We start from the raw sequence: 23,484 nt of genomic DNA on the forward strand, positions 1-23,484 counted from the left end.
ATAAAACCATGTCCAAGCACCCTGGTTTTGTATTCCGACGCCCTGATCTGGCCCGCAATATTGTCGATGGGCTGGTCGGCGCCGGGATCCAGGATTACACCTCAGGCCTGTTCCTGGCCGCGCCGAGACGTACCGGAAAAAGTACGTTCCTGCGTGAAGACTTGATTCCCGAGTGCGAAACCCGCGGCTGGCTCGCGGTCTACGTCGACCTGTGGGCCAACAAGGAGAAAGACCCTGCCGACCTGATCGCTTCGGCAATCGCCGGGGCACTGGTGCCTTATGAAAAGGGGATCCGCAAGCTGGCCAAATCCATGGGCATCGACAAACTCAGCTTCTTGCGCACGTTGTCCTGGGATTTCAGCCTGCCGCAACTGCCCGAAGGGGCGACGCTGACCCAGGCGCTGGAGTTGTTGCACAGTGCGGCCGGTAAAACCGTGGTGCTGGTGATCGACGAAGCCCAGCATGCGTTGACCACCGAGGCCGGGGTCAACGCCATGTTCGCCCTCAAGGCTGCCCGCGACCAACTCAACCAAGGGCGCGAGGGCGATACCAGCGGCCTGCGCCTGGTGTTCACCGGCTCCAATCGCGACAAACTCGCGCACTTGGTACTCAGCCGTAACCAACCGTTCTACGGATCCAGCATCACCTCGTTCCCATTGCTGGGTAAAGAGTTCACCAAAGCCTACGCTGCCCATTTGAACGCGCATCTGGCCCAAACCAATCAGTTCAATGCCGATGACTTGGACCAGGCCTTCGAGTTGGTAGGGCGCCGCCCTGAAATGCTGCGCAGCGTCATTGGCGAAATTGCCTTGGAACTGGGTGAGGCGAGCCACTTGGGCGAATTGCTGCGCAACAGCGCGCAAATGCTCCGTGCTGGCGTCTGGACCGAGTTTGAAAGTGCCTGGAACGCCTTGACGGTGCCGCAACGGGCAGTGCTGCAGGTCATGGCCGAGCGCTCGCAAAACAACGAACCCTTTGCGCCCTTCACCGATTCAACGCTGGACGCCGTGAGCAAGGTGCTCAGGAGCATGGGCAGCGAAGTCGTGCCTGGCACCCAGACCATCCAATCCTGCATCGACGCGCTGCGTGACAAGGAACTGGTGTGGAAGTCCAATCGCGGTGGTTACGCCTTGGAGGACAAAGCGTTTGCGGATTGGTTGAAGGGGTATCGCAAGCAACATTGAACCTGGGAATACATTCTGTGGCGAGGGAGCTTGCTCCCGCTGGGTGCGCCCTGTAGGAGCTGTCGAGTGCAACGAGGCTGCGATCTTTCCCCAGACACTTGAATCCCAAGCGAAAGATCAAAAGATCGCAGGCTTCGCCAGCTCCTACAGAGCCGAGCGGGAGCAAGCTCCCTCGCCACAGGTATTGTGTTCGGCTGGAAAAGGTCTATTTCTTCATCAATGCCGAGCACGCCGCCTTGTACGCCTCGTGCTGATACTTGTTCAGCGTCGCCGGCAAGGCGAAGTCATGTTTCTTGTGCTGCGCGTTGAGGGTCTGCGGTGACAGCAGTGTCACCTCGCAGCCTTCCAGCAACTGGAAAACCCCTTCAATCTTGAACGTGGTCGGTCCGCCGGCGAACTCGCCTTTCTTGCTGCGCTTCTTGATGGCGATGCGCTCGATGCCATTCTCGACCACGAACGCCCGTACCTGGGCGGCAAACGCCTTGACGTTGGCGGCTTCGTCATCGTCGTCCAGGGCGATTTTCTTGGTGTTCAGCGCGATGTGAGTCAACGCCTGCTGCTCCAGCGAGGCAACGGCGATGATCGCTTCGCTGCCTTTGATTTCGATGCCGCAAATGATCATTGGAACCCTTGATGCCTGGAGGTGTGGAGTTGCAGTTTATCCATCTTGGTCTGGAACGCCGCGGTGATTTTTTCATTTGCGGCCCACTCAGTTCATGCTTTGGCGCAGATCGAGCATGATCTTGTCGAAGTAATCGACCCGGATGACGCCGAAGCGGGGGTATTCGAAGTCCAGGATCACATACAGCACGCAGACCATGACCGCCGCGTAACCCAGGCTGTGCAGCCAGTTGCGCCGCTTTGTACCGGCCATGCCATAGCCGATCAGCAGGGCGCTGATCAGGGCCATGGTCACCAGCATCAGGTAGATGACCAGCGGTGGGTGGGTTTCATGGGCCACGGCGCGGGTGGTGGTGATATCGATCATTTCATTTTGTGCCTGCAGCACACTGACCCCCAGGGTTGGGGTGGGCATTTGCTGCAGGGCGGCGATCGTGCGTTTCCAGATGGTCTGTTGCAAGTCACTGGCACGATCATGGGCGGCTTCGTCGAGTTCGTCTTCGCGCAGATCGCGGTAATACTCGATGCGGGCGTCGACGTAATCCTTGAACGCCTGGCGCACGGCCGGTTGCTCGCTGGCCGGTAGCAGGTCCAGGCGTAGCCAGGCGGTGCCCATGGCATTGGTTTCGGCAACGATCAGCGCGCGCCGTTGATCCAGGCGCGTGGCTGCGCCAGAGAAGGTAAAGGCAATCAGCAGTGCCAGCAGGCCGAACACTGCGCCTTCTATTGCCCCAATGCCTTGGCGGGCGCCCTCCGGGTCTTGGGCCAGGTGACGGTTGCCGATCCGGCGACCGGCCTCGATGCCCGCCACGATGGCGATAAAAATAGCTAACCCATATAAAGGCAAGGCGGTAAGAGAGAGCATATGAAAATCCCTTGATAGGCAATAACACCGACTAACGTGAGCGCCTGTCATGAGCTGATCCTAAGCCCCTCCTTTCGCTTCGGATACTGTCAGAGTTAACAGTATCCGAAGCCTAATGTCTGTTGGGATATCCCCCGTAGGCCTACAGTTCCAACTGGTCAGCATGGATACCAAAGGCAGCGGCAATTTTCTCTCGGGTAGCCCGGCGAGGCTTTGCGACCGATTCCTGTTGGGCAAACGCCGACTGAGAAATACCCAGGCGCCTGGCGACTTCATCCTGAGTCAGGTTCAAGTGTTCGCGCCAGGCGCGGATAGGCGTAGCGCCGTCGACGATACGGCTGACCACTTCATGGGGAATCAGATCGGGTTCCAGTTTTTGCGCAACGTATTGTGCGTACGGAATGACCACAAATGCCGGGTTTCCGTCTGCATCGTTGATGATCTGAATATCAGTAGGTGCGTTCATCGCGTTTCTTGACCTCTTGAATGCTGACGACCTTGATCGCCCCGTCCCAATCGAACATGACTCGGTAGTTGCCTACCCGCAGGCGGTACGCATAGTCATGACCGACAAGCGCTTTGACGTTGACCACGTCAGGCATCTGGGCGAGCGCCGTAACGGCATCCCGAACTTGGGCCTGATGGGCTGAGTGCAATTTCAGAAGCTGCTTAACGGCTTTTCTGGTCCAGTGGATAGTGTTCATGGAAAGAATATAAGTCTTTTATAAGATTTGCGAATCCTGACTTATATTCTTTCCGGGGCCAACGCGTGAACGATGTCTGGATATTGCTCCGTGGATAACCCTTTACTCCTGCCCAATCGACTCCAAAAACTCCGACCGATCATCGCTCACCTGGGCCATGCAGTCGTTTTCGGCGATCTTGTAGGCTTCGCTGCCGGGTTTGGCCGGGAAGGCGGCGATGGCGCAGTCGGCGTCGCGCTGTTTTTGCCACAGTTGTTGGGCGGCCTTGACCTTGGCGGTGATGTCGTTGAGCTGGGTCTTGTCGCTGGCGTAGCGGGTTTGCAGGCGTTCGTTGAGGCTCTGCAGGTTTTCGTTGAGCAGTTGTTCGGCGGCCGTCTTGCCGTAGGCCGAGCAGGCCAGGGTCTGGACGTCGTTTTCAACTTCGTCGCAGGGATTGGGCTCGGTGTCTTCGGTTGCGTGTGCCAGGGTGCTGATCAGTGCCAAAGCCAGGAAGATTGATTTCATCGCGTTGCCGCTCAAGTCCAGTGAAAACCAGTGATGCGGCGGATTCTGGCGCAACCGTCGGGTAAAGAACAGACGGGCAGGGTGGGCCTGTTGTAGCCCATTGTCGTGGATTGACGCTTTCGGCAATTCCCCTGTCGTTTTTGCACCGGGTCGCGACGGCCCTCAGGCATATGCTGGCCCCAAAGCGCCGGCACACGATTCGGCGCATGAATCGCTGACAAAAGGGGACTGCCTGATGAGCCCAGCCGAATTGCACGCCGACAGCATCGTTATCGACGGGCTGATCATTGCCAAGTGGAACCGCGACCTGTTCGAAGACATGCGCAAGGGCGGCCTGACCGCAGCCAACTGCACCGTGTCGGTGTGGGAAGGTTTCCAGGCCACCATCAACAACATCGTCGCCAGCCAGAAGCTGATCCGCGAGAACAGCGACCTGGTGATTCCGGTGAAAACCACCGCCGACATCCGTCGCGCCAAGGAACAGGGCAAGACCGGCATCATCTTCGGCTTCCAGAACGCCCACGCCTTCGAAGACCAGCTCGGCTACGTCGAGATCTTCAAGCAGTTGGGCGTCGGTGTGGTGCAGATGTGCTACAACACCCAGAACCTGGTAGGCACCGGTTGCTACGAACGCGACGGCGGCCTGTCGGGCTTCGGTCGCGAGATCGTCGCCGAGATGAACCGTGTCGGCATCATGTGCGACCTGTCCCACGTCGGTTCCAAGACCTCCGAAGAAGTCATCCTCGAATCGAAGAAGCCGGTGTGCTATTCCCACTGCCTGCCGTCCGGCCTGAAAGAGCACCCGCGCAACAAATCCGATGAAGAGCTGAAGTTCATCGCCGACCACGGCGGTTTCGTCGGCGTGACCATGTTCGCGCCGTTCCTGGCCAAGGGCATCGATTCGACCATCGACGACTACGCCGAAGCCATCGAATACACCATGAACATCGTCGGTGAGGACGCCATCGGCATCGGTACCGACTTCACCCAGGGCCACGGCCAGGATTTCTTCGAAATGCTGACCCACGACAAGGGCTACGCCCGTCGTCTGACCAGCTTCGGCAAGATCATCAACCCCCTGGGCATCCGCACCGTGGGCGAGTTCCCGAACCTGACCGAGACGCTGCTCAAGCGCGGCCATCCTGAGCGGGTGGTGCGCAAGATCATGGGCGAGAACTGGGTCAACGTGCTGAAAGACGTCTGGGGCGAATAACCGCCGCCGCATCGCTAATCCTCTACCTGCGGCCCTCTGCGCCGCAGGCAATACCACGAATTTCCGGAGTCAAGTTTTCATGGCCAAGATCGCCCCGCAACTGCCTATCGAAGTCGACAGCGAAACCGGTATCTGGACGTCCGACGCCCTGCCGATGCTGTACGTACCGCGTCACTTCTTCGTCAACAACCACATGGGCATCGAAGAAGTGCTGGGCGCCGACGCCTACGCCGAGATTCTCTACAAGGCCGGCTACAAATCCGCCTGGCACTGGTGTGAAAAAGAAGCCGAATGCCACGGCCTGGAAGGCGTCGCAGTGTTCGAGCACTACATGAAACGCCTGTCCCAGCGTGGCTGGGGCCTGTTCAAGATCCAGGACATCGACCTGGATAAAGGCACCGCCAGCGTCAAGCTCGAGCACTCGGCGTTCGTCTATGTGTACGGCAAGGTCGGGCGCAAGGTCGACTACATGTTCACCGGCTGGTTCGCCGGCGCCATGGACCAGATCCTCGCCGCTCGTGGCAGTTCGATCCGCACCGTGGCCGAGCAGGTCTATGGCGGTTCCGAAGAAGGCCACGACGACGGCCTGTTCATCGTCAAGCCGTTGTAAGTCGAGGATCGCGCCATGGCTTTTGAAGCAATGTTCCAGCCGATCCAGATCGGCAAGCTGACCATCCGCAACCGCGTGCTCAGCACCGCGCACGCCGAGGTCTACGCCACCGACGGCGGCATGACCACCGACCGGTACGTGAAGTATTACGAAGAAAAGGCCAAGGGCGGCATCGGCCTGGCGATCTGTGGTGGCTCGTCGGTGGTTGCCATCGACAGCCCGCAGGAATGGTGGAGCTCGGTGAACCTGTCCACCGACCGCATCATTCCGCACTTCCAGAACCTGGCTGACGCCATGCACAAGCATGGCGCCAAGATCATGATCCAGATTACCCACATGGGCCGTCGCTCGCGCTGGGACGGTTTCAACTGGCCGACCCTAATGTCGCCGTCCGGCGTGCGTGAGCCGGTGCACCGTGCCACCTGCAAGACCATCGAGCCGGAAGAAATCTGGCGGGTGATCGGCAACTACGCCCAGGCGGCACGGCGTGCCAAGGCCGGTGGCCTGGACGGCGTCGAGCTTTCCGCCGTGCACCAGCACATGATCGACCAGTTCTGGAGCCCGCGGGTCAACAAGCGTACCGACGAATGGGGCGGCAGCTTCGAAGGCCGCATGAAGTTCGGCCTGGAAGTGCTGAAGGCCGTGCGCGCCGAAGTGGGCGACGATTTCTGCGTGGGCATGCGCCTGTGCGGCGACGAGTTCCACCCGGACGGCTTGTCCCACGAGGACATGAAGCAGATCGCCAAGTACTACGACGACACCGGCATGCTGGATTTCATCGGCGTGGTGGGCTCGGGTTGCGACACCCACAACACCCTGGCCAACGTCATCCCGAACATGAGTTATCCACCGGAGCCGTTCCTGCACTTGGCCGCCGGTATCAAGGAAGTGGTCAAGGTCCCGGTGCTGCACGCGCAGAACATCAAGGACCCGAACCAGGCCACGCGGATCCTGGAAGGCGGATACGTCGACATGGTCGGCATGACCCGTGCCCACATCGCCGACCCGCACCTGATCGCCAAGATCAAGATGGGCCAGATCGACCAGATCAAGCAGTGCGTGGGCGCCAACTACTGCATCGACCGTCAGTACCAAGGCCTGGACGTGCTGTGCATCCAGAACGCCGCGACGTCCCGTGAATACATGGGCGTGCCGCACATCATCGAGAAGTCCACCGGGCCCAAGCGCAAAGTGGTCGTCGTCGGTGCCGGCCCGGCCGGGATGGAAGCGGCGCGTGTGGCCGCCGAACGTGGGCACGACGTGACCTTGTTCGAGAAGAAGGAATTCATCGGCGGGCAGATCACTACCGCCTCGAAAGCCCCGCAACGGGACCAGATCGCCGGTATCACTCGCTGGTTCCAACTGGAACTGGCGCGGCTGAAAGTCGACCTGCGCCTGGGCGTGGCGGCTGACGCGGCGACGATCATGGACCTGCGTCCGGACGTGGTGGTGCTGGCCGTCGGCGGCCATCCGTTCCTGGAGCAGAACGAACACTGGGGCGCCGCCGAAGGGCTGGTGGTCAGCAGCTGGGATGTGCTCGACGGCAAGGTCGCGCCGGGCAAGAACGTGCTGGTCTACGACACCATTTGCGAGTTCACCGGCATGTCGGTGGCCGACTTCCTCGCCGACAAAGGCAGCCAGGTCGAGATCGTCACCGACGACATCAAGCCGGGCGTGGCCATTGGCGGGACTTCGTTCCCCACGTACTACCGCAGCATGTACCCCAAGGAAGTGATCATGACCGGGGACATGATGCTGGAGAAGGTCTACCGCGAAGGCGACAAGCTGGTGGCGGTGCTGGAGAACGAATACACCGGCGCCAAGGAAGAACGCGTGGTGGACCAGGTGGTGGTGGAAAACGGCGTGCGGCCGGACGAAGAAATCTACTACGCGCTCAAGGAAGGCTCGCGCAACAAGGGCCAGATCGACGTCGAAGCCTTGTTCGCGATCAAGCCCCAGCCGTGCCTGGAGCAGAGCGGCGATGGCTACCTGCTGTTCCGCATCGGTGACTGCGTGGCCCAGCGTAATACCCACGCGGCCATCTACGACGCCCTGCGGTTGTGCAAGGATTTCTAACGGCTTGTGGATAACCCTGTGGGAGCGAGCTTGCTCGCGATAGCGGTGGATCAGGCGACATTTATGTTGGATCTGAGTCCGTCTTCGCGAGCAAGCTCGCTCCCACAGGGATCGAGCAAGACATCCAGGTTTCTGTGCCTGCAAGACCTGAGGTCTTTGGGAGCTTCACCATGCTGAACACCCTTCTTCCAACCCTGCTGTTCGCAGCCCTGGGCCTCGCGGTCCTCGGCGCCTTGCGGCGGGTGAACATGTGGCGCCGGGGACGACCGGCCAAGGTCGACCTGATCGGCGGTCTCTTTGCCATGCCCAAGCGCTACATGGTGGATTTGCACCACGTAGTGGCGCGGGACAAATACATTGCCAACACCCACGTCGCCACGGCCGGTGGTGCGGTGGCGTCGGTGGTGCTGGCGATTCTGGTCCACGGGTTTGGCCTGCATAACCGTTTCCTCGGCTATGCGTTGCTGTTGATGTCGGCCGTGATGTTCGTCGGTGCGATCTTTGTCTACCTGCGTCGGCGCAATCCGCCGGCCCGTTTGTCCAAGGGCCCGTGGATGCGCCTGCCGAAAAGCCTGTTGGCGTTTTCGGCGTCGTTCTTCCTGGTGACCCTGCCGGTGGCGGGCATCCTGCCGGAGAACTTCGGCGGTTGGCTGGTGGCGGCGGTCCTGGGTGTCGGTGTGCTGTGGGGCGTCTCGGAACTGTTCTTCGGCATGACCTGGGGCGGGCCGATGAAGCACGCCTTCGCCGGTGCCCTGCACCTGGCCTGGCACCGCCGCGCCGAGCGCTTTGGCGGCGGCCGTTCCACCGGTCTCAAGCCGCTGGATCTGAACGATCCCGCCGCGCCACTGGGCGTGGAGAAACCCAAGGATTTCACCTGGAACCAACTGCTGGGCTTTGACGCCTGCGTGCAGTGCGGCAAGTGTGAGGCTGCCTGCCCGGCGTTCGCGGCCGGCCAGCCGTTGAACCCGAAAAAACTCATCCAGGACATGGTCGTCGGCCTGGCCGGCGGCACCGATGCGAAATTCGCTGGCAGCCCATACCCGGGTAAACCTGTGGGCGAACATGCGGGTAATCCCCATCAGCCGATCGTCAACGGCCTGGTAGACGCCGAGACCCTGTGGTCCTGCACCACCTGCCGCGCGTGCGTCGAGGAATGCCCGATGATGATCGAGCACGTCGATGCCATCGTCGACATGCGCCGCCACCTGACCCTGGAAAAAGGCGCCACGCCGAACAAGGGCGCCGAGGTGCTGGAAAACCTCATCGCCACCGACAACCCTGGCGGCTTTGCCCCGGGCGGGCGGATGAACTGGGCGGCGGACCTGAACTTGAACCTGCTCAGCGAGAAGAAATCCACCGACGTGCTGTTCTGGGTCGGCGACGGTGCCTTCGACATGCGCAACCAGCGCACCTTGCGCGCCTTCGTCAAAGTGCTGAAGGCGGCGAAAATCGATTTTGCCGTGCTCGGCCTCGAAGAACGCGACAGTGGCGACGTGGCCCGGCGCCTGGGTGATGAAGCGACGTTCCAGCTGTTGGCCAAACGCAACATCCAGACCCTGGCCAAATACAGCTTCAACCGCATCGTCACCTGCGACCCCCACAGCTTCCATGTGCTGAAAAACGAATACGGCGCCTTCGATGGCAACTATTTGGTGCAGCACCACAGCACCTACCTGGCGGAGATTATCGACGCCGGCGCGCTGAACCTCGGCCAGCACAAGGGCGACAGCGTGACCTATCACGACCCGTGCTACCTGGGCCGCTACAACGGCGAATACGAGGCGCCGCGCCAGGTGCTGCGTGCGCTGGGTATCGAGGTCAAGGAGATGCAGCGTTCCGGTTTCCGTTCGCGTTGCTGCGGCGGCGGTGGCGGTGCGCCGATCACTGACATTCCAGGCAAGCAGCGGATTCCTGATATGCGCATGGACGACATTCGCGAAACCGGCGCTGAGCTGGTGGCAGTGGGTTGCCCACAGTGCACCGCGATGCTCGAAGGCGTGGTCGAACCGCGGCCAATGATCAAGGACATTGCCGAACTGGTGGCTGACGCACTGCTTGAAGACGCAGCCCCGAGCAAGCCCGTGGCCCCAGCCAAACGTGAACCTGCGGAGGTGCATTAATGAGCGACATCATCCGCCGCGACCCGCGCGCCGAGTGGATCGCCCGCAACCGCCTGCACCCGCTGCACGCGGCCATGCAACCGGTCCAGCACAGCTGGATGGGCCCCAACGGTGTCATCCGCAAGAACGTCCATGGCATCGGTTTCATTGGCCCCAACGGCATCAAGCGCATCGACCGCAGCGGTGCCCAGCAGGGTGGCGCGAGCAAGCGCACTGCCGCCGTTGAAGTGCAATTGCCGCTGCATCAAGTACCGCAACCGGCGTTCTACATCAGTGTGGTGCCGGACATGGTCGGTGGTCGCCTCAGCAGCCACGACCGCGATCTGCTGGGCCTGGCCCATCAGCTGGCGGGTACGGACGGCGCGGTGCTGGCAGTGGTGTTCGGCGAGCACAAGGAAAACGCCTTCGCCACGGCCGGTGTCGACCGCTTGCTGGTACTGGAAGGTGAGGCCTTCAGCGGTTATGCACCGGAACAACGGGTGCAGGGTCTGCGGGCTGTGGATAACCAATTCAACCCACGCCATTGGCTGCTGCCCGACAGCCGCACCGGTGGCGGTGAACTGGGCCGGCGTTTTGCCGCAGCCCTGGGTGAGCGCCCGGCCACGCGGGTCTGGCAGGTCAAGGGCGAAGAGTGCATTGGCCGCGCCGGTGCGGGCCTGCAAGACTTGGCCCGGCCGTTGGCGCGCTTGATCCTGGCAGCGGCCGAATGCGCCGAACCGGTCAGCGAAACCCGCCACGAAGCCTTGCCGGTGGAGTTATCCACAAGCGTGGCCCGCAGCTTGTCGCGAATCGAAGATCTCGGTGCGGTGGCGGTGGACCCGGGCGCGATCCCGATGGCCGAGGCCGAATTCATTTTCTCCGGCGGCAACGGGGTCAAGGACTGGGCGCTGTTCCACCAGACCGCTGCGGCCCTGGGTGCCACCGAAGGCGCTTCGCGGGTGGCAGTGGACGACGGCTTCATGGCCCGGGATCGCCAGGTCGGTGCGTCCGGTACCTGGGTCACGGCACGGGTCTACGTGGCGGTGGGGATTTCCGGGGCGATCCAGCACCTGCAGGGCATTGGCGCCTGCGACAAGGTGGTGGCAATCAACCTCGACCCAGGCTGCGACATGATCAAACGGGCAGACCTGTCGGTGATCGGTGACAGCGCGGCGATTCTCCAGGCCTTGATCGCGGCGGTAGAGGCTTACCGCAACGAAGCCAAGCGTGATGCGGCTTAAGAAGGATAAGTTGATGAGTACCCAAGTGATCAGCCTCGTGTCCATTGGCGCCCACCCCACTTCCGGTCGGCCCCGGCGCGCCGAACAGGACGCCCGGGCCGTGGAACTGGGCCTGCAACTGGCCGGCAACGACCTGCAAGTGCTGCACGCCGGTGACGTGGCCGAACCAGCCCTGCGCGCCTACTTGGGCATGGGCCTGGATGAACTCCACGTCCTGGAAAATCCCGAGGGGGCCGACGCCCTGCCGGCCCTGACCGACTACCTGCGTGACGCTGGCGCCCAAGTGGTGCTCACCGGCAGCCAGGCGGAAACCGGTGAAGGCTCGGGCATGCTTCCCTTTCTGCTGGCGGAAAACCTCGGTTGGCCGTTGGTGGTGGGGCTGGCCCAGGTCGAGTCCATCGACAGTGGCGTGGCCCTGGTGCTGCAAGCCTTGCCCCGCGGCCAACGGCGTCGTCTCAAAGTGCGCCTGCCATTCCTGGCCACTGTGGATAACGCCGCGCCAAAACCTCGGCAAAGCGCCTACGGTCCGGCCCGGCGTGGGGCATTGCATGCCGAGGAAGTCGAAGTGATCGACGACACCTTGCTGGCGGTGGCGACCCTGCAACCGGCCAAGCCACGCCCCAAGCGCTTGAAAGTGATCAAGGCCAAGAGCGGCGCCGACCGCATGAAAGCCGCCACGGCCAAGGCCAGCGGCGGAGGCGGGCAAGTGCTCAAGGGCGTGAGCCCGGAGGCCGGGGCCGAGGCCATTCTCAAGTTGTTGATTGAGGAAGGGGTCGTTCGCTAACCCCAGGAATACCTGAATCCCTTTGTGGGAGCGAGCTTGCTCGCGATGGCGGTATGTCAGGTTGCATCTTCTTCGCTGACACGCCGCTATCGCGAGCAAGCTCGCTCCCACAGGAGGGTAGTGTTTGCCCACCATTATCGTGCGTCTCTGTGGATAACCTGCTCGGCCCCCCGCCGTAAACCAGGCCATCCAGGCCTGCGCTCAAACCCCCCCACCTGACCTGCTGCAACATCCGGCCATAAAACCGCTGGCCTGACGGGTTGCCGCGTCCCAAGCCTGTGGGTGAAAAAGGTCGTTTCATCGCCAATGGAGTCCTATCAATGGAAGTAGCAATTCGCCCGGCCTTGCCCACGGATGCACGGGAGATCGCCCGTCTGTTCCGGATTTCCTCAGAGGGGGCGTCGGATTACATCTGGAGCCAACTGGCGGAGCCTGGTCAGGATCTGCTTGACGTGGGCGCCGCGCGTTATGCCCGGGAAGGTGTCGATTTTTCCTACCAGAACTGCCTTGTCGCCCAGGCCAACGGACAGGTCATCGGCATGATGCACGCTTATGTCACGCGTCATGATCCACAGGCGGCACCAGTCACAGACCCGGTCCTGGCGCCCTACGCCGACATGGAAGTGCCCGACACCCTCTATATCTCAAGCTTGGCCCTGCATGAAGGCTGGCGTAACAAGGGGCTCGGCGTTCGCTTCCTCGAACTGGCGCAACAGCGTGCCGATCAACTGGCACTCAAGGGCCTGAGCCTGATCGACTACGCCGCGAATACCGGCGCACGGCGTTTTTACGAGCGCCATGGCTTTGGCATCGTCAAAACCTGTCAGGTCGTCCCGCATCCGTTGATTCAAGTAACGGGCGCCGCCTACCTCATGCATCGGCCTTAGCCGGCACAGCGGCCCTGAAACCCTGTGGGAGCGAGCTTGCTCGCGATAGCGGTAGATCAGTGGCATCGATGTTGACTGACGCACCGCCATCGCGAGCAAGCTCGCTCCCACAGGGGCATGTGTTTACCCACAATCCCTGTGCGCGCCTCTGTGGATAACCTGTTCGCCCCTCGCTGCACCCCATGCAGATCGGGCCCTGCCGGCCTGCGATCAAAAAGTAGCCAGGCTAACCCACGGTTTTTATTGGCTTTTTGTGGTGAATAACGACCCCTTCCAGCTGAAACTTGCCCCCAATCTCTGTTGGCGCTTCTGTGGATAAGATGTTCGCTCAACGCTGCAAGCCATACGAGACGGGGTGTTCAGTGGATTGATCATAAAATGATCGATTGGTGTTTTTTATCGGTAAAACCTCCGGAAAACCGCGATTTACAAGCCGTCCACGGGGTTTTCCACAGAATCGTCAAAATTACCCCCAAACACTGTTGGCGCTTCTGTGGATAAGGTGTTTGCTCACCGCCACAGCCCATGCTTATCGGGGCTTACAGGGATTTGTTCAAAAAACAACCGATGGACCCCTAAAACCGTGATTGTCCATAAGTCACGGTTTTTATTCACTTTGCCACGGAGAAAATGCCCGACTTACGCACACTTGTCCCCATTTGCTGTGGGTGGTCATGTGGATAACTTGTTCACCAAACGCTGCCGGCCACGGCCGGCATAGCGCAAATCGCGATAGATCAAATTTCATACAGTTCTAAGGCCCAACCTTGACGCAGGTCTGTCGGCTGTCTTCACTTCCATGGCACAAGGACATCGCACTTTATCCACATCAGGTTCAGGGAGAACACATGATGGATAGCAAGCACCCCCGCTCGCACCCGCTCCCCCTGCTGACCTGCGTCCCGGCACCGCCCACTTCGCTGCATAAACGCATCCACCGTCGCGCCGCCAATCAGCGTGCACGTCTATAGCGTCCGGTTTTTCCCCCTGTAGCACCGCTGACTGCCGCTGGACCCTGCACGGGACAGTGGCCAGGCGTTCGTGCGCCTGTCGATTTGCAGGCAACCGCAGAGTTGCCCCTTCTGCCTGAGAGGACTTGAACATGACACGGATCTCAACCCCCATCAGTGATATCCAGGAGCACTACGACGTCATCGTCATCGGTTCCGGCTACGGTGGCGGCATTGCTGCCTCGCGCCTGTCCCGGGCCGGACGCAAGGTGTGCCTGCTGGAGCGTGGCCGGGAAATCCAGCCCGGCGAATACCCCAACACCCTGCTCGCGGCCACCGAGGAACTGCAGGTCCATGACCCGGACGGGCATATCGGCTCGCGCACCGGGCTGTTCGACCTGCACGTCAACGCCCAGCAGAACGTGGTGGTCGGTTGTGGCCTGGGCGGCACGTCGCTGATCAATGCCAACGTTGCGCTGGAGCCGGAGCCTGGCGTGTTCGACGACCCGCGCTGGCCCCTGGCGGTACGGGAGCACCGCGACACGCTGCTCAAGGACGGCTACGCCCGGGCCCGAGAGATGCTCAAGCCCAACCCTTACCCGGCTTCAGCACCGAACCTGCCCAAGCTCGACGCTCACAAGAAGTCGGCCGATTACCTCAAGCAAGGCGCGCATTTCTACAAGCCGCCGATCAACGTGACCTTCGACAAGCTGCCCAACAACCTCAACCACGTCGGCGTCGAACAGTTGCCCTGCAATGGCTGTGGCGATTGCGTCTCGGGCTGTAACAACAAGGCCAAGAACACCACGCTGATGAATTACCTGCCGGATGCCTGGAACCACGGCGCGGAGATTTTCTGCCAGGCCGAGGTGCGGCACCTGGAGCGCGACGGCGACGGCTGGATCGTGCACTTCCAATACCTGGACAGCGGCCGCGAGCTGTTCTCGGCGCCCACTTTGTTCGTGCGGGCCGATATCGTGGTGGTGTCCGCCGGCACCCTGGGCTCCACCGAAATCATGTTGCGCTCGCGGGACAAGGGCCTGGCCATGTCCAGCCAACTGGGCGAGCACATGAGCGGCAACGGCGACATCCTCGGGTTCGGCCACAACTGCGACCAGGTCATCAATGGCATCGGTTTCGGCGCCCATCCGGCCAAGGAGCTGGAGCCGGTGGGGCCGTGCATCACCTCGATCATCGACATGCGCACCGAAGGCGACTGGCGCAGCCGCATGGTCATCGAGGAAGGTTCGATTCCCGGCGCCCTCGGCCGGGCCATGGTGCCGAGCATGGCGGCGTTTGCCGAAATGATCGGCGTGGCCACCGACACCGGTTTCGGTGCCAGCCTCAAGTACAAGGGCCGGGAGGCCGAGAGCTTCCTGCGCGGGCCGTATTACGGCGCGCTGCACAACATGCAGACCTACTTGATCATGAGCCATGACAACGCCAAGGGCCGCATGCTGCTCGACAACAAGGACCAGTTGCGCATCGACTGGCCCGGCGTCGGCGAACAGGAGAACGTCACCCTCGGCAACGAGCGGCTGCACCAGAGCACCAAGGCCCTGGACGGGATCTGGGTCGAGAACCCGATCTGGACCAAGCTGCTCAAGCACAGCATCGTTTCGGTCCACCCCCTGGGCGGTTGCGTGATGGGCGAGGATGCCACCCAAGGGGTGGTCAACCACAAGGGCCAGGTGTTCAGTGGCGCCAGCGGCACCGATGTCTACCCGGGCCTGTACGTGACTGACGGTGCGGTGATCCCCACGTCCCTGGCGGTCAATCCGCTGCTGACCATCTCGGCGGTAAGCGAGCGCAACATGGGGCTGCTGGCGGCCGATCGTGGCTGGATCATCGACTACACGCTGCCCTCGGCCCCGCGCAAAACGGTGGCGCCGCCGACCCTTGGCGTGCAGTTCACCGAAACCATGAAGGGCTACTTCTCCACGGCCTTCACTCAGGCCCAGGGCACCGATCTGAGCCTGTACGAGGCGGCGGCCAAGCGCGGCAAGGCCGACAACTCGCCCATCGAATTCACCCTGACCATCACCGCCGCCGACCTCAACCGTCTGATCAAGGAGCCGGAACACGCCGCCACCCTGGTGGGCACCCTCGATGCACCGCTGCTCTCACCGCAACCGCTGGTGGCCAGCAACGGGGTGTTCAACCTGTTCGAGCAGTACCAGGAACAGGTCGGCGTACGGCACATGAACTACGACATGAAGCTGACCGCCGAGGACGGCAGCGACTATTACTTCAGCGCCTTCAAGACCGTGCCCGAGGACAACGGCGTGCTGAATATCTGGCACGACACCAGCACGCTCTATGTCACGCTCTATCGCGGGCCGGACAAGACCGGCGCAGTGATTGGCTGCGGCGTGATGCACATCCTGCCGGCCGACTTCGCCAAGCAGATGACCACTATGAAAGTGCTCAACGCGCGCAACGAGCGTGAGCGCGTGGAGGCGCTGGCGCGGTTCGGCAAGTTCTTTGCCGGGATCCTGTGGGAGAGCTACGGCGGTGTCTTCGCCGGCGACGTCTATTTCAACCCGGACGCGCCGCCCCGGTTGAAACGGCCGTTGGATGCGCCGGCGCCGGCCGTGCATTTCTTCCAGACCGAAGACAACGTCGAGCTGCGCCTGACCCGTTATCAGGCCGGCACCAAAGGTCCGGTGATGTTGGTCCATGGCTTGGGCGTGGGCTCGAACATTTTCTCCACCGACACCATCCACACCAACCTGCTGGAGTACCTGTGCAAGCACGAATATGACGTCTGGCTCCTGGATTTGCGGGTGAGTATCCTGCTGCCGGCCAGCAAGCACGAATGGAACGGCGACCAGGTGGCCCAGTACGATTTCAAGGCCGCCATCGAGCAGATCCAGCAAGCGACCCTGGCCCGTGACGTGCAGTGCGTGGTGCATTGCTACGGCGCGACGACGTTCTTCATGTCGATGCTGGCGGGGCTGCAGGGCGTGCGCTCGGTGGTCTGCTCGCAGATCGCCGCCGACACGGTGGTCGCCACCGCCACCGGTCTGAAGGCCGGCTTGCACTTGCCGGGGATGCTCGATGCCATCGGCATCAAGTCCCTCACGGCCTACGCCGACACCAAGGAAAGCTGGTTCAACAAACTCTACGACAAGGCCCTCAATGGCTATGCCCGGATCGAGGCCCAGGGCTATTGCACCAACCCGGTCTGCCATCGCATCACGTTCATGTATGCCTCGCTGTACCGCCACGACACCCTCAACGAAACCCTGCACGACAACCTGCATGAGTTGTTCGGCGAGTCGAACATCCAGACCTTCGAGCACCTGGCGCTGATCGTGCGCAAGGGGCACCTGGTGGACTTCAAGGGCAACGACGTCTACATGCCGCATTTCGATCGGTTGAAGTTGCCGATCTGCTTCATCAGCGGCGCCGACAACCAGTGCTACCTGCCGCAAAGCACCCTCAAGACCTACGAGCGACTGTGCGAGATGCATGGCCCGCAGTTGTTCAGCCGCCACGAAGTGCCGGGGTACGGTCACATCGACTGCATGTTCGGCAAGGATGCGGTGGTGGATGTGTATCCGATCATTCTTGAGCACTTGGAAAAGACTGCCCTCGGTTGACGCAAGACCGAGTGGTCTGCATCGCGAGCAAGCTCGCTCCCACAGGGGCCATGTGCCGCTGATTTTGTGCACGCCACACATCCAGTGTGGGAGCGAGCTTGCTCGCGATGGCGATCGTCAGAGCGCCGCATATCGTGAGCCAAGAATAAGGAAAAGGATGCCATGAACACTTACATCCGCTGGTTCCAACGCATCATCTGGGTCGGGATTGTCATGAACATGTTCTTCGCGATCCCGGCGTTGTTCGCGCCGGCATTGCTGACGTCCATGATCGGCCTGCCACCTGTCTTGTCCGATCCCTGGCTGGAGAACGCCGGCATGTTGCTGGTGGGGATCAGCCTGTTCTACATGCCCTCGGGGTTCAACGCGCCGCGTTTCGTCGTGCATTCGTGGTTGTGCGTGCTGTCGCGGCTGGTGGCGGTGGTGTTCTGGATCTACCTGATCAACACCAATAACCAGGGCCAATTGTTTGTGCCGATGTTGATGGGCGACCTGAGCATGTTCCTGATCCTGGGCGTGCTGCTGTACCTGGGCAGCCCGGTGGCCAATCGTCCGCTGGCCCTGCTGTGCGCCGGTTGGCGGGAATGGCGCGCCGGCTGGGCGCTGCGCTGGCAGAGCCACGGGTTCAAGGTCGGCATGTTGGTGGTGGTCGTGTTGCTGGGTTTCATTGGCTACCAGACCTGGTACCAAATGATCCGGGAGGTACCGCAACCGGATTTCGCCTCCGACGAAGACCATTACAAATACGCCGCCATCGGCCTGGGCATCGAGGCGCGGATTCCCTACTACCTGTTCGCCGTGCTGCCGCAAATGTGCCCGGAAAAACTGCCCAAGCCCGGCGGCTACGAAGTGTTCGGGTTTCTCTATGAAAACGGCAAAGACCTGCCCATCGGCATGGCCAAGCGCCAACTCGGTTACCCCACGGTCGAGCCCAATTGCGCCCTGTGTCACACCGGCTCCTACCGGGCCAATGCCACTGACGTGGCAGTGCCGGTCGCCGCCGCGCCGGCCAATACCCTGCAACTGCAAGCCTTCCAGTGGTTCGCCTACGATTGCGCCAGCGACCCGAAATTCACCCCCGAGGCGGTGATGGCGGCGATCAATGGCAAGTTCCAGCTGGGTTTTTTCGAAAAACTGTACAACCGTTACTTGATCATCCCGATGGCCAAGAGTGCGCTGCTCAAGCAGAAGCAGGCCTATGCCTGGCAGAAGCTGCGCCCGGCCCAGGGGCCAGGGCGGACCGACACCTTCAACCCGACCAAAATGGTGGTGTTCGGCTTCCCGGATGACTCCACCATCGGCACCGTGGATCTGCCACAGGTCTGGAACCAGAAACCCCGCGAGTCCATGTACCTGCATTGGGACGGCAATAACAACCAGATCCACGAGCGCAACTACGCAGCGGCCATGGCCGTGGGCGCGACGCCGGAATCGGTGCTGCCGCCGAGTTTCAACCGGGTGACCAACTGGCTGCTGGGCCACAAGGCACCGGCCTGGCCGTTCGCCCTGGACCAGGCGAAAGTCACCCAGGGCAAACCGATCTGGGAGAAAAACTGCGCCGGTTGTCACGACTTCGGCCGCACCGATACAGGCCAGGTCACCACCAACATCGACCAGTTGGGCACTGATCCCCATCGCCTGAATTCCTTCACCACGGGCCTGGTGACGGCGTTCCACGGCTTCAAGAAACCGCCGTTCGACTTTGGCGCCTACCGCAAGACCCAAAGCTACAGCAACACCCCCACCGACGGCATCTGGCTGCGGGCGCCGTACCTGCACAACGGTTCGGTGCCAACCCTGTGGGATTTGCTGCAAGCACCGGAACAGCGTCCGCAGGTGTTCTACACCGGCTCTGACATTTACGACCAGGAGAAGGTCGGCTTCGTCACCCGCGGTGCACAGATGAAAGCATCGGCGGATTTCAAATACGACACCCGCCTGGAAGGCAACCACAACGGCGGCCACCTGTATGGCACGCAACTGTCGGACGTCGACAAACGGGCCCTGATCGAGTTCATGAAGACCCTGTAGCCCAGGGCATTGCGAAGGAGCGTTCACATGTCATTACTGCACCATTGGGAACATGAGTTCGACAAGGTCAAGGTCCGCCTGCACGGGTTGGTCACGCGGCTGGAGATGTCCTGGAAGAAACTCGTCAACGACCTGGAACCCGAGGAGTTTCAGGCCATCGTCAAACTGCTGCAGCGCGGGCACGACCAGGCGCGGCACGTCATCGAGCATGGCGACCTCCCGGATGACGAGCCGGCCGTACCCTGGGAGCTGGCCCACGGCCTGTCGATCCTGAAGATCGGTAACCCCACGCCGTTGCCGCAAAGCGAAGACGAACTGCCGACCCGGGTGCTCAAGGACGGCACCTTGCTCGGTTGTCGCAAATGGGAGCTGCTGGACCTGCTGTGGAGCGAGGCGCTGCTCAAGTGGATCGAGAACCTGCGCCATCACGCGCCGTTCGCCACCAACCCGGCGCTGGTGAAAATGGACAGCGACGTGGTGCTGGCCATCGCCGGCGACTGGGGCACCGGGCCGTTCGACAGTCACGCGCCGGCGGTGGCCGTGGCCAATCAGATGCAACTGGCCCAGGCTGACTTCACCATCCATCTGGGTGATGTGTATTACGCCGGCACCCATTCCCAGGAAGACGTCGACATGGTCGGCTGGCCCCAGGGCAAGCACGGCTCGTTCACCCTCAACTCCAACCACGAGATGTACAGCGGTGCCCACGGTTATTTCAAGGAACTGGCCAAGCGTTTTCCGGTGCAGCAAGGCACCAGCTACTTTGCCTTGTACAACGACGATTGGCTGGTGGTTGGCCTGGACAGTGCCTACGCCTCGGACGCGATGAACCTGTACATGGACGGCACCCTCAACACCCAGCAGATCGAGTGGATGAAAACCCTGCCCAAGCGCAAGAAGTTGATGGTGCTCAGTCATCATCAGGGCTTCGATATTTCCGGACACAACAAGACCGCCCTCTACCAACCGGTGTGCGATGCCCTGGGGCGTGAGCCGGACTACTGGTATTGGGGGCATTTGCATAACGGCATCTGCTACGCCACCCAGGGCGGGCTGCATGCGCGCTGCGCCGGGCATGGGGCGATTCCCTACGGCACCACCAGCGAGCTGAACGGGCATGCCCGGGTGCTGTGGTCGGAGACTCAATTGGCGGGGGACGAGGCGTATCCGGAGCGGGTGCTGAATGGGTACGTGAAGGTGCGGTTGGTGGGGGAGAACATCGAAGAGACGTTTTATGGGGAGGATGGCAGTGTGCGGTGGTCTTCCAAGTAGACGGTGAGTGTCAGGCCGTTATCGCGAGCAAGCTCGCTCCCACAGGTTTGTGAACGACACAGAACCCCTGTGGGAGCGAGCTTGCTCGCGATGCTTCTGACTTAGCCCTGGACCGGAACGCCCTTGAGGTACGGCGCTGGCTCGGCCCCGAGGTTGTTGAGCATGCGCTCGCTGTACCAGTCCACGAAGTTCACCACGCCGAACTCATAGGTCTTGGAGTACGGGCCAGGCTGGTAGGCGGTGGAGTTGATGCCGCGCTGGTTTTCTTCGGCCAGGCGACGGTCCTGGTCGTTGGTGGCGTCCCAGACCTGGCGCATGCGCGCGACGTCGTAGTCCACGCCTTCGACCGCGTCCTTGTGCACCAGCCACTTGGTGGTGACCATGGTTTCCTGGGCGCTGATCGGCCACACGGTGAACACGATGATGTGGTCGCCCATGCAGTGGTTCCACGAGTGCGGCAGGTGCAGGATGCGCATCGAGCCCAGATCCGGGTTCTTGATGCGACCCATCAGCTTGGCGCAGCCTTGCTTGCCGTCCATGGTCATCGACACGGTGCCCTTGAGCAGCGGCATGCGCACGATACGGTTGCGCAGGCCGAAGCTGGCGTGGGCGTAAGGGATCTTCTCGGCGTCCCAGGCGGCGGCGGAGGCGGCCACGTGGTCCTTGAAGGCCTGGTCGGCCCGCGGGTCGGTGACGTCGTCCCATTCCAGCAGGGTCTTGAGCAATTCCGGGTGCGAACCGCCGCAGTGGTAGCACTCGCGGTTGTTTTCCAGCACCAGCTTCCAGTTGGCCTTTTCCATCAAGGTGGTTTGCACCGCCACCTTGGTGTTTTCCATGTCGTACGGTTCCATGTAGTGGTTCAGCGTCGACAGGAAATCATCGATGGCCGGCGGATTCTCGGCCAGGCTGATGAAGATGTAGCCGCCCGCGGTCTTCACGTTCACAGGCTTGAGGCCGTACTGCTTCATGTCGAAGTCGGCGCCCATCTCGGTGCCGGCGAACAGCAGGCGACCGTCCAGCTCGTAGGTCCACTGGTGGTAGTGGCAGACCAGTTTGGCGACCTTGCCCTTTTCGCTGGTGCACAGCCGCGAACCGCGGTGGCGGCAGACGTTGTGGAAAGCGTGGACCACACCGTCGGCACCGCGAATCACGATGATGGGGTTCTTGCCGACTTGCAGGGTCAGGTAGTTGCCCTTGGCCGGGATCTCGCAGGTCATGCCGGCGATCAACCATTCCTTCTGGAAGATTTCCTGCATATCGATATCGAACAGGCGCTCATCGCTGTAGAACGGTTGTGGCAGCGAGAAGGTGCGCTCGCGCTCTTGCAGCATTTGCGCGGTGGCCTTGCGTGCGGGTTCCAGCGGATCGCCCAGGCTCAGGGTAGTGGTGTCCATCGTTTTATCCTCGTGGCCCTCTAAGCGGAGCCGGTGAAAATGACTAATCGGTTGTGCTACGCAAGGCAGAAAACTTTGTTTATCTGTTGGGGCGAGTGTGGGGCCGCGCAGGGGCCGAACCTTATCCATGGGCGACATGGCCCAATCTGTTCCCGACGCGCAAGCCCCGGTAGTTAAGGGCTGGTCGCGATAAGTATGTGAATGTCGCAGATAGGTAAATGGTCACCCAGGCGCCTGCGCACAATCGCCATCATGAAGGCCGACAGTCGGCCGTGGAGATCAGCATGTCCAATAACTTCCTGAACCCGGTCACTACCCAGACCTGGGCCAATGGCCGACATATCGTACGTTGCGTCAAAGTCATCCAGGAAACCTGGGATGTGCGCACCTTCTGCTTCATGGCCGATCAGCCGATCATGTTCTTTTTCAAGCCGGGGCAATTCGTCACCCTGGAGCTGGAAATCGAAGGCCAGCCGATCATGCGCTCCTACACCATCTCCAGTTCGCCGTCGGTGCCCTACAGCTTCTCGGTCACCATCAAGCGCGTGCCGGGGGGCAAGGTCTCCAACTGGTTGCACGATACCCTGCATGAAGGCCAGGAGCTGGCGGTGCACGGGCCGGTGGGGTTGTTCAACGCCATCGATTTCCCGAGCCCGAAAGTCCTGTACCTGAGCGGTGGCGTGGGAATCACGCCGTGCATGTCCATGGCTCGCTGGTTCTACGACACCAACGCCAATGTCGACATGACCTTCATCCACAGCGCCCGGTCGCCCAAGGACATCATCTACCACCGCGAGCTGGAACACATGGCGTCGCGGATCGACAACTTCAGCCTGCACCTGATCTGTGAAAAGCATGGCCTGGGCGAGCCTTGGGCCGGGTATCGCGGTTACCTGAACCACAAGATGCTGGAATTGATGGTGCCCGACTTCCTCGAGCGCGAAGTGTTCTGTTGCGGCCCGACCCCGTACATGACCGCGGTCAAGCGCCTGCTGGAAGCGGCTGGCTACGACATGAAGCGTTACCACGAGGAATCCTTCGGCGCCACGCCACCGGAAGCCCGTGCCGACGCCGTGGAACAGGCCGAACAGGCGGCCGACGCGCCGGAAGTCGATGCGGCGGACCTGCACCTGGTGGAATTCACTTCCTCTGGCAAGAGCATCCGCGTGGGCCCGGGCGAAACCGTGCACGCCGCCGCCGCCAAGCTCGGCATGATGATCCCCAAGGCCTGCGGCATGGGCATCTGCGGTACCTGCAAGGTGCTGAAGCTGGGCGGGGAAGTGGAGATGGATCACAACGGCGGGATCACCGAGGACGACGAGGCCGAGGGCTACATCCTGTCGTGCTGCAGCGTGCCGAAGGGGGATGTGCGGATCGAATTCTGATGCTGCAGTGAGCCCCCTGTGGCGAGGGAGCTTGCTCGCGCTCGGCTGCGCAGCAGTCG

Annotated in this window: 18 protein-coding genes; 12 read left to right on the forward strand and 6 right to left on the reverse strand. The window is 61.6% G+C overall.

The annotated features are described in order from the left end of the window. Positions 1 to 8: 8 nt before the first annotated feature. Entirely contained in the window at positions 9 to 1,184 is a 1,176-nt protein-coding gene (locus AO356_RS13885; protein ID WP_060740280.1) for an AAA family ATPase, read from the forward strand. 205 nt (positions 1,185 to 1,389) lie between these two features. Here AO356_RS13885 and AO356_RS13890 read toward each other — a convergent pair whose 3' ends face one another. The 5 genes from AO356_RS13890 to AO356_RS13910 all read right to left on the reverse strand — a co-directional run bounded on the left by AO356_RS13890 (position 1,390) and on the right by AO356_RS13910 (position 3,878). Then, on the reverse strand, positions 1,390 to 1,806 hold the full coding sequence (locus tag AO356_RS13890; protein WP_060740281.1) for a DUF3010 family protein: 417 nt from the start codon (positions 1,804 to 1,806) through the stop codon (positions 1,390 to 1,392). A gap of 87 nt (positions 1,807 to 1,893) precedes the next feature. Then, entirely contained in the window at positions 1,894 to 2,670 is a 777-nt protein-coding gene (locus tag AO356_RS13895) for a hypothetical protein (protein WP_060740282.1), read from the reverse strand. A gap of 142 nt (positions 2,671 to 2,812) precedes the next feature. After that, positions 2,813 to 3,136: a helix-turn-helix domain-containing protein gene (locus tag AO356_RS13900; protein ID WP_060740283.1), complete on the reverse strand. Its 324-nt coding sequence runs from the start codon at positions 3,134 to 3,136 to the stop codon at positions 2,813 to 2,815. Then, positions 3,120 to 3,374, reverse strand: a complete 255-nt coding sequence (locus tag AO356_RS13905) for a type II toxin-antitoxin system RelE family toxin (RefSeq protein ID WP_060740284.1) — start codon at positions 3,372 to 3,374, stop codon at positions 3,120 to 3,122. The genes AO356_RS13900 and AO356_RS13905 overlap by 17 nt, the downstream gene beginning before the upstream one ends. Positions 3,375 to 3,476: 102 nt before the next feature. After that, positions 3,477 to 3,878 carry a lysozyme inhibitor LprI family protein gene (locus AO356_RS13910; RefSeq protein ID WP_060740285.1) on the reverse strand — a complete coding sequence of 134 codons (402 nt, stop codon included), beginning with the start codon at positions 3,876 to 3,878 and terminating at the stop codon, positions 3,477 to 3,479. A gap of 235 nt (positions 3,879 to 4,113) precedes the next feature. Here AO356_RS13910 and AO356_RS13915 point away from each other — a divergent pair, with 235 nt between their 5' ends. The 10 genes from AO356_RS13915 (at position 4,114) to AO356_RS13960 (ending at position 20,646) form a co-directional block, all read left to right on the forward strand. Beyond that, a complete protein-coding gene (locus tag AO356_RS13915) occupies positions 4,114 to 5,091 on the forward strand; it encodes a dipeptidase (protein ID WP_030139307.1) in 978 nt (325 codons plus the stop codon). 79 nt (positions 5,092 to 5,170) lie between these two features. Then, positions 5,171 to 5,701 (forward strand): DUF5943 domain-containing protein, encoded by a 531-nt coding sequence (locus tag AO356_RS13920; protein WP_025215877.1) that lies wholly within the window; start codon positions 5,171 to 5,173, stop codon positions 5,699 to 5,701. A gap of 15 nt (positions 5,702 to 5,716) precedes the next feature. Beyond that, positions 5,717 to 7,777 (forward strand): dimethylglycine demethylation protein DgcA, encoded by a 2,061-nt coding sequence (gene dgcA, locus AO356_RS13925; RefSeq protein WP_060740286.1) that lies wholly within the window; start codon positions 5,717 to 5,719, stop codon positions 7,775 to 7,777. Between the two features lie 170 nt (positions 7,778 to 7,947). Then, positions 7,948 to 9,897 carry a dimethylglycine demethylation protein DgcB gene (gene dgcB / locus AO356_RS13930; RefSeq protein WP_060740287.1) on the forward strand — a complete coding sequence of 650 codons (1,950 nt, stop codon included), beginning with the start codon at positions 7,948 to 7,950 and terminating at the stop codon, positions 9,895 to 9,897. Beyond that, positions 9,897 to 11,117, forward strand: coding sequence for an electron transfer flavoprotein subunit alpha/FixB family protein (locus tag AO356_RS13935; RefSeq protein ID WP_060740288.1), 1,221 nt, complete (start codon positions 9,897 to 9,899; stop codon positions 11,115 to 11,117). Before dgcB ends, AO356_RS13935 begins: the two co-directional genes overlap by 1 nt. A gap of 13 nt (positions 11,118 to 11,130) precedes the next feature. Then, on the forward strand, positions 11,131 to 11,901 hold the full coding sequence (locus tag AO356_RS13940; protein WP_060740289.1) for an electron transfer flavoprotein subunit beta: 771 nt from the start codon (positions 11,131 to 11,133) through the stop codon (positions 11,899 to 11,901). A 320-nt stretch (positions 11,902 to 12,221) separates the two neighbouring features. Then, complete coding sequence (locus AO356_RS13945) at positions 12,222 to 12,788, forward strand: GNAT family N-acetyltransferase (RefSeq protein WP_060740290.1); 567 nt, start codon at positions 12,222 to 12,224, stop codon at positions 12,786 to 12,788. A gap of 1,102 nt (positions 12,789 to 13,890) precedes the next feature. Then, the gene (locus AO356_RS13950; RefSeq protein WP_060740291.1) at positions 13,891 to 17,343 is read left to right on the forward strand and encodes a GMC oxidoreductase; all 3,453 of its coding nucleotides are present in this window, start codon (positions 13,891 to 13,893) and stop codon (positions 17,341 to 17,343) included. Between the two features lie 162 nt (positions 17,344 to 17,505). After that, a complete protein-coding gene (locus tag AO356_RS13955; RefSeq protein WP_060740292.1) occupies positions 17,506 to 19,374 on the forward strand; it encodes a hypothetical protein in 1,869 nt (622 codons plus the stop codon). A 27-nt stretch (positions 19,375 to 19,401) separates the two neighbouring features. Beyond that, the gene (locus AO356_RS13960) at positions 19,402 to 20,646 is read left to right on the forward strand and encodes a metallophosphoesterase (RefSeq protein ID WP_060740293.1); all 1,245 of its coding nucleotides are present in this window, start codon (positions 19,402 to 19,404) and stop codon (positions 20,644 to 20,646) included. 101 nt (positions 20,647 to 20,747) lie between these two features. Here the strand turns inward: AO356_RS13960 and gbcA are convergent, their stop codons facing one another. Then, positions 20,748 to 22,040 (reverse strand): glycine-betaine demethylase subunit GbcA, encoded by a 1,293-nt coding sequence (gbcA, locus tag AO356_RS13965; protein WP_060740294.1) that lies wholly within the window; start codon positions 22,038 to 22,040, stop codon positions 20,748 to 20,750. 284 nt (positions 22,041 to 22,324) lie between these two features. Here gbcA and gbcB point away from each other — a divergent pair, with 284 nt between their 5' ends. After that, positions 22,325 to 23,425, forward strand: coding sequence for a glycine-betaine demethylase subunit GbcB (gbcB, locus tag AO356_RS13970; protein WP_060743118.1), 1,101 nt, complete (start codon positions 22,325 to 22,327; stop codon positions 23,423 to 23,425). Positions 23,426 to 23,484 lie beyond the last annotated feature (59 nt).

The organism is Pseudomonas fluorescens (assembly GCF_001307275.1).
GTDB lineage: Bacteria > Pseudomonadota > Gammaproteobacteria > Pseudomonadales > Pseudomonadaceae > Aquipseudomonas > Aquipseudomonas fluorescens_AA.